Here is a 14,402-nt window from a genome sequence, read left to right on the forward strand (position 1 = left end):
CGTAATTATTTAGAGAAGCCTTTTATTACGTTACTTTTGCTCACTCAGGTGCGTAAAAAGATCTATTTAAAACTAAATTACTTTTAAGACGCCGCGATACATTTGCATCTGACAATGAAACTCATGCTCTCCCGGTGACAAGTTCAATAAGGTAATTTGAGTAATTTCATTCAATTTAAGCTGTTCGCTTATATCCAATGAAGGAATAAGGATTGTTTCAGCGCAGGGGGATTGATCTTTACGCATAAACTTCAAGGTGACAGGTTGGCTTGCAGACACCTGAATTGAAGATGGGGAATACACGCCATCTTTCACTTCAATTAACACTTCTCTGTTTTGCACAATTGTTTTGTTAGGTTTGTACAGCCAAAACCACCAAACAATCAGCGCGATCAACACTAAGCCTAATAAGTTAATTAACATCATCGTGCGTCTCCTTAATGCTTACTTTCTATGAGTTTTGGGCTTTAAAAAACCGAAGTCGATTCGCATTTGACACCACGGTCAATGACGAAAACGCCATTGCTGCCCCAGCTATTACAGGGCTAAGCAGAATTCCAAAGAAGGGATATAGAATCCCCGCAGCAAAAGGAATCCCAGCTACGTTATAGACAAACGCGCCAAATAAGTTTTGTTTGATATTTCGTAAAGTGGCCTTGCTTACCGCTATGGCATCAGCAAGGCCATGAAGTGAGCCACGCATCAGGGTTATATCAGCACTTTCGATTGCTACATCAGTCCCTGTGCCTATGGCGAAACCAACATCGGCTAACGCAAGTGCAGGAGCATCGTTAATACCATCACCTGTCATACCAACAGTTTCGCCGCTGTCTTGTAGCTCTTTAACCTTGTTGGCTTTGTCTTCTGGCAGCACTTCAGCAAAAAACTCACTAATTCCCGCTTTTTTGGCAACAGCGGCGGCTGTATCCTTGTTATCGCCCGTTAACATAATGACGCGAATCCCATTGGTCTGAAGCCGTTTAATCGCGGAAATTGAGTCTGACTTAATAGGATCAGCAACAGCAATAATTGCTGCCAGCTCGCCATTAACAGCAAAATACATTGGTGTTTTAGCTTCTTTTGCTAAAGACTGGGCTTTTCCAACGAAACCTGTAAGGTCAATGCCTTTAATTTTCATTAGTTTATCGTTACCAAAAAGTAAGGTTTTGTTGTTACAGGTTGCTTCTACACCAAAACCCGTAATGGCGTTAAACGATTCTATTTTTAGTAACTCAATATCCTGATCTAACGCACTTTCAACAATCGCTTGTGCCAAAGGGTGCTCGGAGCCACTTTCTAAACTTGCCGCAAGCTGTAACACTTCTTTCTCGTCAGTCGCTTTTGCCAAAACAATATTAGTTACCTTTGGTGCCCCTTCAGTAATAGTTCCCGTTTTATCTAAAATCATGGAAGTGATTTTAGAGGCGGTTTGTAAAGCTTCGCCATTGCGAATAAGCACTCCAGCTTCTGCCGCTTTTCCAACTCCCACCATGACAGACATAGGCGTTGCTAAACCCAAAGCACACGGGCACGCAATAATGAGTACGGTAGTTGCTGAAACGATGGCAAAAGCAATTGCTGGCTCTGGTCCAAAGTTAAGCCATGCTAGAGCGCTTAATATAGATATGATCATGACAACAGGAACAAAATAAGCGGAAATCACATCGGCCAAGCGGCCAATAGGTGGTTTAGAGTTTTGCGCTCGTTTCACCATATTGATGATTTGCGCAAGCGCCGTGTCTTTGCCTACGCGTGTCGCTCTAAACAAAATCATGCCTGACTTGTTTAACGTTCCTGCAACAACTTCATCTTCTTTGGCTTTTTCAACAGGCATGGGTTCGCCCGTAAGCATTGATTCGTCTATAGATGTGTGGCCTTCTAATACAGTGCCATCTACAGGAATTTTCCCCCCCGGTTTTACCTTCACCACATCATTAAGTAAAACCTGCTCGATACCTATCTGAACCTCTTTGCTATCACGAACTACTGTTGCTGTTTTGGTTTGTAACCCGATAAGACGTTTGATGGCTTCAGAGGTTTTACCTCTGGCTTTTAGTTCTAGTGCCAAACCTAAATTAATCAATCCAATGATCATGGCTGTCGCTTCAAAATAAACATGTCTCGCCATCAACGGCACTGCGTCTGGAGCCAATACAACAGCTATTGAGTAAATCCATGCCGTGCCTGTTCCTAAAGCAATTAGGGTGTCCATATTAGCAGAGTGATTTTTAAAGCTTTTCCATGCTCCTACATAGAAATGCTTACCTGAAAAATACATAACGCCAAAAGTTAAAATGCCTACAACTAGCCAAGACATGCGTTCAAGGTTTGTTTCAACCGTCATTTCTCCAACAACAATGCTGTAGATCATTAAAGGAACGCCAAGTGAAAGCGCAATAAAAGTATCTCGTATTAGCTTTTTGTAATACTTCCAGTCTGCTGCCTCTTTCTCGTCAAGCGTATCAATTGCTGAACTATCATCGATTGGCTTAGCGTTATAACCGATAGATTCAACAGCTTTAATCAGCTCTTCAGTTTTCACGGTTCCTGTGACTTGAACAGTCCTATCAGCAAAATTCATTTCAGCACTAACTACACCATTGGTTCCTTTCAGCGCCCCCTCAATTTTACCGACGCAACTTGCACAGCCAGCACCTTCTATAATGAGCTGATGATCAGGTTTAATATTATTCATGGGAGCCGCCATTGTTTTCTATAGGTTCAAAGCTGTCTATGAGGTGACATACCATAGTGGAGGTTGGTGCTTTATCTTCCTTGACTTCCCATTGTGCTAGCGCATCTTTCATGTTTTTACGCAAAGCTAACATTGCCTGAAATTGTTTTTCAGTCTCAGCTAGCCTTTCCTTAATTAAAGACCTAACTAGAGGGCATGCAGCTTTTCCGAGACTCGCCTCATCAACAATGTGTTGTATATCTGATACTGAAAACCCCAGTTGTCTTGCACTTAAAATAAACTTCAGTCTAGAGATTTCTGTTGGGGGGTAGTACTTATATCCGTTTTCAGACTTAGTTGGATTGAGTAATTTTAATCGAGTGTAGTATCTGACAGTATCGGGTGTTGTACCAAACTCTTTGGCTAATTCAGTAACTTTCATAAGCTATCCTGACTTAATAAATGGGTTAACTGAGTTAAGTTTAGACCTGTGTGTAAGACACAGGTCAAGCCCAATATAATTATTTTAGATCTAGTGTGACCAATGAATATGCTTGATTTTCCATTCTTCGTTTTGCTTTTCGAGTATTATCGTTTCCATGCCCTGATAATCACGGTCTTTACCTTTGTATGTTCCTTTAGTATGGCTGCGTGACGCTGAGATAGCGGCATTTCCAAGAATAGTCACTTGATGCTCTAGCGTTTTAGTTTTCACTGCTGCTAAATATTTCATATCGGCCAACATATGGTGATGTGCATATTCATCAGCACTTCTTTCAACACGGCCACCCTCGTAGATGGTCACATCATCAGCCAACTGTGCTCTTGCTAGCTCCTTATTACCCGTTTCTAGTGCTTGATGAAATGCCAAAACAACTTTTGCGGCAGGGGTATCTATACCTTTAAACAAACCTTTGTCTTTGTTCTTATCACCATGAGCGTTTGCTACGAAACTAAACGTCATTAATAAAACGAGTAATATATTTATTGTTTTCATTTTCATTCTCTCTTTTAGGTTTTAATTTGCAGGGCCAACAACACTAGTAAGCCCAGCCGTTACAGATAAAATGGCAAAAGCGACTACCATTTCTATCGAGATAGATTTAGATAGCGCTTCTCTGCCATCGTTATTTTTAAGTTGTGGGACGAGTTTTAATTTATGCTTAGCTGCGATGCCCAATATCGAAGTCACGAGAGCTAATTTAAGTAGCAGTGTTTGCCCATAACTTGAACTAAACAGCTCTTCAACATTTCCGACTAATTGAAAAGCTAACCAAAGGCCAGCAACTAACAATAGACTCACAGCGATACTTGCTTGTTTGCCAAAGCTTTCCATCAACAAATGAAGCTCTGCATAACTTAGTTTTTGGCAAGCCTGTTTAAGCGGAAACAATGCTCCGAACCACCAAGCCATAACAAGCACATGGAGCATCAGCAATACTTTTTCGAACACTCCTAGCTCAGATACATGGCCGATTAAGGTAAAGGTGTATGCAAGTAAAAATAAACTAGATACCAAAATGCCTTGTTTTAGGTAATTGCTCAGTACTACTGATTTGAATTTAATGTGTGACGTTATCGCGAATATCGCTAGAACTAACCCAAGACCTCTAAGTAAAGTTCCATCACCGATAGGAGAATCCCACATTATGTCTAAAATATCAGGGTCAAAAGCACCTTGAATGCCTTCTTCTGCCATCGCACCAGTACTAGCGAAGAACCAAAGACCATTTGCAAGCAAAGCGATGACTATTGAACCTCTTATCCATTTTAGGTTCGCTATTGCCAAGTTATTATGAGACTCACTTTGTTCAAAAACTTGCTTGAAAAATGTATAACCAGCAATGCAGGCAAAACCGACGTAAAATACAATTTTTGACAGTACAATGACTGTATTCCAGATATACATTTCCATAGCAATCACTCCATTAGATTAGTGAACCATAAAGCCAAAGCTATCTTTCATTTTGTGCCCATCTTTACCTAAGAAAGTAACATCAACAACATAGTTAGCAGGTGCAAGTTTCGGTAGCTTCCACGTAAATTCGGTATTGGTTTCTTTAGTAGGTTTGAAGCCAAATTTAACCTTTTTGCCTTGCTTATTTTTCAATGTAATTTTGACTACACGAACCTCTTTACTAAATGCCAACGTTAACTCTTCTGGAGTCTTCATTAACATTGCATTATCAGCAGGCACACTTTTTTCAAGATGAACGTGCGCGAACACCGCGCTACTAAAAACAATGCTGATTACGGTTAAAAATTTAATTAATATTTTCATATTTACCTCTATTTAATTTATGTATTAACGACTAAATTTGTCTTTGAAAATTTGATTACTGGGTATACCAACATCAGTAATTATTTGTTCCACTTCGCTCATCATTGCTTCTGGGCCGCACAAGTAAAATTCTGTAGACAGGAATTTTACTTTCTGGCTCAAATACGGCAGAAGTACTTGCTGTACATAGCCAGAATGCCCTTGCCATTGTTCTGAAGGGTTAGAAAGTGTAGGAATATAAGAAAAGTTTTTATGCTGCTCACTCAATAAGTTCAACTCATCGCGGTACAGCAAGTCATCTTCAGTTCGCGCACCATAGATGAGAGTCAAGTCACCTTCATCTTGGCGTTTTTTCAACTGTTCAAAAATGATAGCTCTGAGTGGGGCAAGTCCTGAGCCAGCGCCAATAAATATGCGAGGAACCTTTTTATCTGAAGTAGCGTAAAAGTCAGAAAAAGGACCTTTTGCGATTATCGTTTCACCAACTTCGAGTGACCCTAAATAGCTTGAACCTATACCTGCATTATAACCATCCTTAGCAGTTTGCCAGCGGATGTTGAAGGTTAGCTCATCTGTTTCTTGATCAAAGTTAACCAAGGAGTAATGGCGAGTTACGCTGCCATGTGAAAACTTTCCATGAGAATAACTTTCCCAGTATGTTTCAAAGTTCTCAGGCATATCATCTGGGCGTAGGCTATTCATCCCTGCTGGCACGTCAAATTGCATATATGCACCAGCTTTAAATTCCAATTGTTTGCCTGATTTCAGCTTAAATTTCACTTCCTTGATAAAAGGGGTAATGAAATTAGTCGCAACCACAACTAGCTCATGATTTTCAATATTGAGATCAGTATTAACTTCAATCGAACTAATTTCAGAGAACCTATGCTGACATCCAAGCCGATAGCCTTCCTTAAGTTGCTCCTGAGATAAATGTTCCTGTTCAGATAGAGTTATCGGTAATTGAGTTGAACTTAAGAACATGCATTTACCACATGTACCGCCGCCACCACAACTTGACGATAGGTATACATGTGAACTTGCTAGTCCTTCTAATACAGTTGAGCTACCAATTGCTGAGATGTCAGTAATAGTATTTTCATTGGAAAAAGTCACTGCCACTTTTTTCCTGTTACTACCCCAACTTAATCTCAGCAAGCCATTTTGATACTGTTGTATCAGCCAAGTAACACCAGTAACTGAAAGGAATAGCGTTGTAAAAGCAAATGCAATGATCAACCAATGGTTAAATCCTCCAGAATTGCCATAGTCCATAAAGTGAAGCTTCATCATCAGATCTTTTAGCCTGAAATCATCATTGGCATGGCGAAGCACTTGGCCTGTAATACTATCTAAATAAATAGTTGTATTATTCTCATCCTCAACGACAACTTGCCACATAGAATTTTTCTGCCTTACGTGGTCAGAAAATGGAGGTTGAGATAACACTGGTGTAGTTAGCTTGCCCTCACCTGAATAGGAGTTTTTTGCCAAAGTTAGTACTTGTTCTTCAGACAGATTAAATGGCTTTCCTGTTACAGCATCAAATAGCTTTGAGTGGCGTTCTTGATAGCTATGCTGGCCCTTATCGAACACAAAATGATAGTAAGGCTGATGTAAAATCCATATAAGTTTTACTTCTTGAGGTGCTTCACTAGTAATGTTTTTAATAGGGATAAATCTAAAGTCTGTAATGTAACCTTCATGATGAGAATGAACTCTAAGCTCATTACCACTGGCTTTACTATGATCCATCAAATTGAAGTAAAGGCCCGTTCCCAACCAAATAAGCAGTTGCAAACCAACAAATAAAGAAAGCCACTTGTGTATCGTTGTATTTAACTTAAATAGTCGCATCAAATGACTTCCTTTTTATTTGGAGAAAGCACTCGATAATAAGTCAATACTGCGCCAGTAATAGCTGCCATCAAACCTAAAGTTGCAACTAAGAACAAAAACCAGTTAGATACGTTTTCTCCATCATCGTAATCCATAATGTGAAAACGCCACATCCAATCAAACAAGCGCCAGTAATCATGCCGCTTGGCAACGAGTGCGCCTGTTTGTTGACTTATATAAAATGTTGGTGTGGCGAATTGCTCAAACGTCACTCTCCAAACGGGTAAGTGTCTTGGAGACAATTCAGCAGGCATATCAGTCACTGACTTAATCAGCCTTGTGCTGTTGATTTCATGATTCATCGCATAGTGATATTGCGCGATTTCTTTAGCTTTGATTTCATCAACAAGGGCTTGAACAGCCCCTGTTTTAGCATCAATTGCCATTTTCCCCTGTTCTCCATTAATAAAAGAATACAAAGGGTTGCCCATGCTTTGGGTAAGCCTGACTTGACTAGCTTCAGGATAGTCAGCAGCAAGTTCTACAATGGAGTAATCCACATCTGCTAAATCTATTTTGGCTTGCTCACTCTTAGCCAATGTTTCGCCGTGTATATAGTGAATATCCATAGTCACCATATACACACCAGTAATAGACCAAAACAGAAATTGTATTCCGACAAATGCCATAAGCCATTTGTGATATTTTCTAACTCTGCTAAGCATTATTCTCTAGCTCCGCGTTAGAAAGCTCTTTATTAAAGGCATTTACTTCAGGCTTTTTAACGATTGAGTAAATCGCAGGTAATACAATAAGAGTGAGCAGCACCGCACTTGTCATTCCGCCTACCATAGGTGCAGCAATACGACTCATAACCTCTGAGCCAGTTCCTGTGCCATACAAAATAGGCATTAAGCCGATAATGATTGTGGCTACCGTCATCATTACTGGGCGCACACGTAAGCCAGCACCGTGTAACAATGCGTCTTGGTAAGCATCATCTGAGATAGGCTCTGCTCGCTCCTCGGCTTTTTCCTTAAGCTCAGCAAGCGCTTGATTGAGATAGACCAGCATTATCACGCCTATCTCAACAGCAACACCAGCCAAAGCAATAAAGCCCACTCCAACAGCAACTGAGAAGTTAAACCCTTCCAGATACATTAACCATAAGCCACCAATCATTGCCATTGGTAAGGTAACGATAATGATAGCCACTTCACTAAACGCTCTGAAATTTAGGTAAAGTAAAACAACAATAATGGCGAGTGTTAATGGCAATACATAGGTGAGCTTTTCTTTTGCTCTTTCCATATATTCATACTGCCCAGCCCAATTAATTGAATATCCTGCTGGTAACGTCAGGTTATTTGATAAGTATTCCTTGGCGTTCTCAACATAAGTACCAACATCAACGCCATCGATATCAATGAAAGTCCAGCCATTGATTCTGGCATTCTCACTCTTAATACCCGGTGGACCATTTTCCACTCGAATGTCAGCAACATCACCTAGTGCAATGCGTTGACCATTTGGTGTTACAACGGGTAATCGTGATAGCTGCTCAGGAGAATCTCGGTAATCTTGCGGATAACGTAAGTTAACAGGGTAACGCTCTTGACCCTCTATTGTTTGAGTTACATTCATTCCACCAATAGCGGTAGAAACCACTTGTTGGACATCTTCGATATTTAACCCAAAGCGACTGGCCTTATCTCGTGAAATATCAACCTTGATATATCGTCCACCTGCAACTCGCTCAGAGTAAACCGACGCTGTGCCTGTCACTTCTGGCAAGAGTTGTTCTATTTGTTGGCCGATTTCCTGAATTACATCAAGCTCTGGTCCCGCGACTTTAATACCCACAGGCGTTTTTATACCTGTAGCTAACATATCGATGCGGGTCTTGATTGGCATAACCCAAGCATTTGTTAAGCCCGGAAACTTAACTAACTTATCAAACTCTGCTTTTAACGACTCAGTTGTCACGCCTTCTCGCCATTGTTCTTGTGGCTTCAATTGAATAAAGGTTTCAATCATAGTTAGAGGCGCTGGGTCCGTTGCAGTTTCGGCTCGTCCTACTTTACCGAAAACATTTTCAACCTCTGGTACAGTGCGGATAAGCTTGTCCGTTTGCTGTAATAACTCTCTTGCTTTACCAATAGAAATACCGGGATAGGTAGTAGGCATATACATGAGATCGCCTTCATCCAATGGAGGAATGAATTCACTACCAATTTTATCGACAGGCCAAAAACCAACGATCGTCATTAATACTGCTGCTACTATTGTCGATTTTGGAAACTTCATGACCTGCTTTAAAACAGGCATGTAGATAGCAATCAATAATCGGTTTAACGGGTTTTTCTTTTCAGAGACGACTTTGCCTCGAATAAAGTAGCCCATCAAAACAGGCACCAATGTTATTGCCAAGCCTGCTGATGCTGCCATTGCATAGGTTTTAGTATATGCAAGAGGTGAGAACATTCTGCCTTCTTGCGCTTCCAAGATAAATACAGGTAAGAATGAGACTGTAATTATCAACAAGCTAAAAAATAATGCAGGTCCTACTTCACTCGCAGCCTTAGCGACAATTTGCCAGCGGTTTTGATCTGTTAGCGGTGTTTTCTCCATATGTTTATGCATATTTTCAATCATCACTATTGCACCATCAGTCATCGCACCAATCGCAATAGCGATACCGCCCAACGACATAATATTGGCATTGATGCCTTGCATATACATGATGATAAACGACACCAAGATGCCTAATGGCAGAGTAACAACTGCAACAATTGATGAGCGAAGATGAAATAGGAAAGCAACACAGACAATAGCAACGACTGCAAGCTCCTCAAGCAACTTGCTCCAAAGGTTATCAACCGCACGATCTATTAACTTCGATCTGTCATAAACAGGGACAATCTCTACCCCCTCTGGTAGAGAAGATTTCAGTGACTCCAGCTTTTCTTTTACACCATTTATGGTTTGTTGTGCGTTTTCACCAAAGCGCATAACGACAACACCACCAACAACTTCGCCTTCACCATTTAGCTCTGCGATACCACGGCGCATTTGTGGTCCTAAATTCACGGTAGCAACATCACCAATACGCAACGGTGTACCTTGCTCGTTAATGCCAAGTGGAATTTTTTCGATGTCCGCAACTGATTGAATATATCCGGTAGCAGTAACCATATACTCAGCTTCCGCCATTTCCACAACGGATGCGCCAGTTTCTTTATTGCCTCGTTTAAGTGCCATTTGGATATGGCTTAACGGCACGTTATAAGCTCTGAGCTTATCGGGATCGACTTGCACTTGATATTGCTTAACCATTCCGCCAACGGCGGCAACCTCAGACACGCCCGGAACAGTTTGCAATTCATACTTTAAAAACCAATCTTGAATACTTCTTAATTGGCTTAAGTCATGGTTACCTGACTTATCTGTCAAAGCATAAATGTATACCCAGCCAACGCCTGTTGCATCAGGTCCTAATTGAGGCTTTGCTGAATCAGGTAAGCTTGATGCTACTTGGCTTAAGTATTCAAGCACTCTGCTTCTCGCCCAATACAAATCAGTATCATCATCAAAAATGATATAGACGTAGGAGTCACCAAAAAATGAGTAACCACGAACAGTTTGCGCTCCCGGTACAGACAACATGGCTGTAGTAAGAGGGAAAGTCACTTGATCTTGCACAACCTGTGGCGCTTGTCCCGGATAGCTTGTCTTAATAATGACCTGTACGTCTGAAAGGTCTGGAATTGCATCTACGGGCGTTTTTTGTAAAGAATACAAACCGCCAAAAGCAATAATTAAGGTAACCAGCAACACAAAGAAACGATTGCCGATTGACCATCTAATAATTGATTCAATCATCACTTATCTCCCAACTTAATGATTCGAATGGTCAACAGCACTTTTTTGTTCATGCTCGTGTTGATCATCAGATTCAAGGGAAATTTCAGTTATCACTAAGTCATCTCTTACCTCAAAGGTGAAAGTGACATTATCACCAACATTGAAATCAGCCATTTCTATATTGTCCGCGACGATAAAATCCATCGTCGCAGAAGGTCTATCCCATTTCTCTATTGGGCCTCTGCTAATATTTAGAATCCGTGTATCAATATCAATCGCATTGATCAAACCTGATACGGTTGCTGATGATACTTCAGGCTCACTCATGATATGAATTCCAGTAACTTCATATCCACCGTCTTCGGTTTTGCTCACTTCAAAGTGCAAAGATTGACCAGACTTCAGTGAATCAATATCTACCTTTTCACCCACATCGAAGTCCATTGTCATTTCAGGCCAACCCCAAGCCTCAGCAGGGCCATGAGTAATATTAACCATACGATGCCCCGCCATGACGCTGTTGATTTCGCCTTCCATCCAAACAGAGTTAGGCACTTGGTCATGAGTCATTCGTTTAAAATCAGAGTTTTTACTTGATTCAGAATCAATCAAGAATTGAGCAGATGTCACCACAACATCATCTTCATTAAGACCCTCTAAGATTTCGATACTATCGATATCAACCCGGCCAATTGTCACTTCGATAGACTTAAATTGCCCATCCCCCAAGGCAAGTACAACTCTGTCTTGTTTACCAGTGCGAATGACGGCTTCTTTAGGTACGAGTATGGTGCTATCAGCTTGATTAGCGTGAATAGATACTTGTGCAAACATGTTTGGTTTTAATTGATAGTCTGGGTTATCAAACTTCAGCCTCACTCTGAGAGTACGCGTTTTACTGTTTAATGTTGGATAGACATAATCAACAACACCAGCCCAGTCTTCACCCGGTAAGTAATCCAGTGTCATTGAAACTGGCAGACCTTCTTTAATCAGGGCGGCATCCCGTTCAAAAACCTCAGCTTCAACCCAAACTTGATCTAACTGACCAATGCTTAGAAGAGTATTCCCCGGTTTGACGTAGAAGCCTTCTCTAACTTTCAGGCCATCAACAACACCCGCCTGAGGGGAGTAAAAGGTGATGGTTTGCTGTACCTTTCTTGTTTTTTCTAGCTTTTGAATAAAGTCTGCTGAAAGCTGCAACGCTTTCAGACGATCTTTAGCTGCTGAAATTAAAGAACTGTTATTGCGTTTTAACGCTATTAACAGTTCTTCTTGCGCGTTAACTAATTGAGGAGAATACAGTGTATAAAGAGGCTGCCCTTTCTCTACAGGGTTACCTGCTGCTTTGATGTAAAGTTTTTCAATCCAACCGTCAACGCGTGGGTGGATATGAATTAGCTTATCTTCATCATATTGAACGTAACCTACTGTTGATATTTCGGTATGCATATTTTTCAGTTCAACAGGTGCAGTGCGAACCCCAAGGTTATTCACTACATGAGGCGCAATTTTTATTGCTCCGGGGCCAAAGTCATCACCAGATGATTCTTCCTCATACACAGGAATTAAATCCATCCCCATAGGCGACTTACCGGGCTTGTCCCGGCGGTAATTAGAATCCATCGGTGCGACCCAATACAGCGGTTTCTTCTCTCCTGATGTTGCTTCATCAGTATTAATGTTTGAACCTCCACCTTGATATAAGCTCAATGCTCCAGCGCCTAACGCAGCACCTATGATGATAGCGATAATTGTTTTCGTATTAGATGACATTATTTTTCTCCAAATTGCTGATTGGATAAGTGCTGATTCATTTTGTGCGAAGTGTGCATTGGCTTATGTTCAGCATTTGATTGAGATTGAGAATGCGCAAAGAAATAGTTGATGCGAGCAACTGTTTTAAGTGCGTCAACGTCAATTCTTAAGGCTGATATTCTGGCGTTTAATTCTGCGATTCTTGCACGAACAACTTCGGCAAAATCACCATCATCGTTTGTGTAGGCCGTCAATGACGCTTCCGCTTGGTCATGAGTTTGTTTAAGGAGTTGTTCTTGATAGATAGATTGTCTATCAGATAAACGTTTAAGCTGTCTAAGCTCCTTTTCCACCGCACTGATCATTTGCTTTGTCAGCAATAGTTTCTCGGTTTTAACAGCCTCTGAATCTGCAATAGAAGCGGCAACTTGCTTATCTTGTCTGTTCTCGGTAAACAACGGTAAATCAAAAGTTACCCCAACAGAAAATAAATCAGCTCGGCTATCACCAGAAGGCATATTGTCACGATAGGCATAGCTCGCATTAACACCCCATTGCGGCTCATATTGCTGTTTAGCTAACTCAACTCCTTTTTCTGAAGCTTTGCGTTTTACATCAATTGCAAGTATGGCTGGATGATTAGCAAGTGCCTGAGCCAATAGATTTCTTGAGTAATTAGATGCTTTTAGGACTGTTGGATTAATCAATCGAATCAAAGGCAATTCTTTTGAGACGCTAAACTCTAGTGGTTGCGCATCAAAGTTGAATGATTCATTCAATCGGTCAGCATCGTAAATATGAAGCCACTCATTAAGGCGAGCGATTGTCGTTTCGAGTTTCTGCTTTTGCGAAGTTAATCTGTCATCTAACTGTACGATTTCCAATTGAGCACGAATAACATCTTGCTGTCTGGTTTTACCAACAACGTTTGAGTAGCTAGCTTTAGCCACTTCCGCCATCTGCTCAAAAAGCGCCCAATCTGCTTCAATCAATTTAATGGTTTGTTGGGCTAAGTACGCTTCTAACCAAAGCTGTGACACTTGGCTTTTCAACTTCGCTTTACGATCCTCACGTAGCAATGGAAATTTCGTGGACTCAATTTTTAACTGGTCTTGTTTGATCTCTAGGCTATCTCCTCTCGGAAACATTTGAGAGACACCAACCTTTAGCTGAGTCATTCCTTCCTGATCTAAATCCCAAGTATCTGTTGGTAAATTCATTATCCCTAGTGATACTTTCGGATCAGGCAAAGTACCTGAAGCGATACTTCTATTCTCAACCGCACTTTGTTTCAATCGACTACCATGAAGCCAAGGATCATTTTGCTGGGCTAAGGTGATGGCTTGTTCAAGCGACACTACTTTTTCAGCTTGAGCAGAGAATACTGACAAGCTGAGCATTAACGCAGTTGAAAGTGAAGCAATGTTTGCAGCGTTCAATTTCATTAGAATTGCTCCTCGTAGCTCTTAACTTTTGCATAGACTTTGCTCGTTCCATCTTTAAATAGAATTAACACGTTGTATGGCATAAAGCGGTCACCGACTTCCATACCGGGAGAGCCAACTGGCATTGCTGGAACTGAAAGCCCAATCGCATTGGGATGTTCTTCTGATAAGAACTGCTGAATAAACTTAGCGGGTACATGACCTTCAAAGGCAAATCCATTTCTGCTCACTGCCGTATGGCAAGAGCGGTAATTAGGCTTAATACCATACTTAGTTTTGATATTGCTGATGTTTCGGAAATCTTTGGAGTGCGCAACGATCCCTTCGTCTTCAATATGAGTTATCCATTTTTTACAACACCCACAAGTAGGGGTTTTGTAAACGATTAACTCCAAAGGTGTTACGTCGTTATTGTGTGCATGTTTATGTTCATTAGCGTTTGCAAACGCAGGTGAAAGCAGCATTACAACTGCTATTTTTAAATACTTATTGATCATTTTTGCCCCCAGACATCGCTGGAAAATAGCTATAGCGCTACGAC

At 41.0% G+C, this 14,402-nt stretch carries 12 protein-coding genes; all 12 read right to left on the reverse strand.

Annotated elements, in window-relative coordinates; all coding sequences use genetic code 11:
- Window positions 1–72: 72 nt before the first annotated feature.
- The 12 genes from ACFSJY_RS03540 to ACFSJY_RS03595 all read right to left on the reverse strand — a co-directional run bounded on the left by ACFSJY_RS03540 (window position 73) and on the right by ACFSJY_RS03595 (window position 14,358).
- Window positions 73–426: a cupredoxin domain-containing protein gene (locus tag ACFSJY_RS03540; RefSeq protein WP_284208459.1), complete on the reverse strand. Its 354-nt coding sequence runs from the start codon at window positions 424–426 to the stop codon at window positions 73–75.
- A gap of 25 nt (window positions 427–451) precedes the next feature.
- Window positions 452–2,695, reverse strand: coding sequence for a heavy metal translocating P-type ATPase (locus ACFSJY_RS03545; RefSeq protein WP_386031165.1), 2,244 nt, complete (start codon window positions 2,693–2,695; stop codon window positions 452–454).
- The gene (locus tag ACFSJY_RS03550; protein WP_386031167.1) at window positions 2,688–3,116 is read right to left on the reverse strand and encodes a MerR family transcriptional regulator; all 429 of its coding nucleotides are present in this window, start codon (window positions 3,114–3,116) and stop codon (window positions 2,688–2,690) included. Before ACFSJY_RS03550 ends, ACFSJY_RS03545 begins: the two co-directional genes overlap by 8 nt.
- A 90-nt stretch (window positions 3,117–3,206) precedes the next feature.
- Window positions 3,207–3,677, reverse strand: a complete 471-nt coding sequence (locus ACFSJY_RS03555; protein ID WP_284208461.1) for a YybH family protein — start codon at window positions 3,675–3,677, stop codon at window positions 3,207–3,209.
- 15 nt (window positions 3,678–3,692) lie between these two features.
- Entirely contained in the window at window positions 3,693–4,589 is an 897-nt protein-coding gene (locus ACFSJY_RS03560; protein ID WP_386031169.1) for a copper resistance D family protein, read from the reverse strand.
- A gap of 18 nt (window positions 4,590–4,607) precedes the next feature.
- Window positions 4,608–4,955, reverse strand: a complete 348-nt coding sequence (locus tag ACFSJY_RS03565; protein ID WP_386031171.1) for a copper resistance CopC family protein — start codon at window positions 4,953–4,955, stop codon at window positions 4,608–4,610.
- Window positions 4,956–4,979: 24 nt separating this feature from the next.
- A complete protein-coding gene (locus ACFSJY_RS03570; RefSeq protein WP_386031173.1) occupies window positions 4,980–6,812 on the reverse strand; it encodes a 2Fe-2S iron-sulfur cluster-binding protein in 1,833 nt (610 codons plus the stop codon).
- Window positions 6,812–7,483, reverse strand: a complete 672-nt coding sequence (locus ACFSJY_RS03575) for a PepSY domain-containing protein (RefSeq protein WP_386031175.1) — start codon at window positions 7,481–7,483, stop codon at window positions 6,812–6,814. The genes ACFSJY_RS03570 and ACFSJY_RS03575 overlap by 1 nt, the downstream gene beginning before the upstream one ends.
- Before the next feature lie 28 nt (window positions 7,484–7,511).
- Window positions 7,512–10,676: an efflux RND transporter permease subunit gene (locus tag ACFSJY_RS03580; protein ID WP_386031177.1), complete on the reverse strand. Its 3,165-nt coding sequence runs from the start codon at window positions 10,674–10,676 to the stop codon at window positions 7,512–7,514.
- Between the two features lie 15 nt (window positions 10,677–10,691).
- Window positions 10,692–12,434, reverse strand: a complete 1,743-nt coding sequence (locus ACFSJY_RS03585; protein WP_386031179.1) for an efflux RND transporter periplasmic adaptor subunit — start codon at window positions 12,432–12,434, stop codon at window positions 10,692–10,694.
- Window positions 12,434–13,861: a TolC family protein gene (locus ACFSJY_RS03590; protein WP_386031181.1), complete on the reverse strand. Its 1,428-nt coding sequence runs from the start codon at window positions 13,859–13,861 to the stop codon at window positions 12,434–12,436. Before ACFSJY_RS03590 ends, ACFSJY_RS03585 begins: the two co-directional genes overlap by 1 nt.
- On the reverse strand, window positions 13,861–14,358 hold the full coding sequence (locus ACFSJY_RS03595) for a DUF411 domain-containing protein (RefSeq protein ID WP_386031183.1): 498 nt from the start codon (window positions 14,356–14,358) through the stop codon (window positions 13,861–13,863). Before ACFSJY_RS03595 ends, ACFSJY_RS03590 begins: the two co-directional genes overlap by 1 nt.
- Window positions 14,359–14,402 lie beyond the last annotated feature (44 nt).

Origin of the sequence: Thalassotalea euphylliae, assembly GCF_042682785.1 — a bacterium.
GTDB classification, from domain to species: Bacteria; Pseudomonadota; Gammaproteobacteria; order Enterobacterales; family Alteromonadaceae; genus Thalassotalea_F; species Thalassotalea_F euphylliae.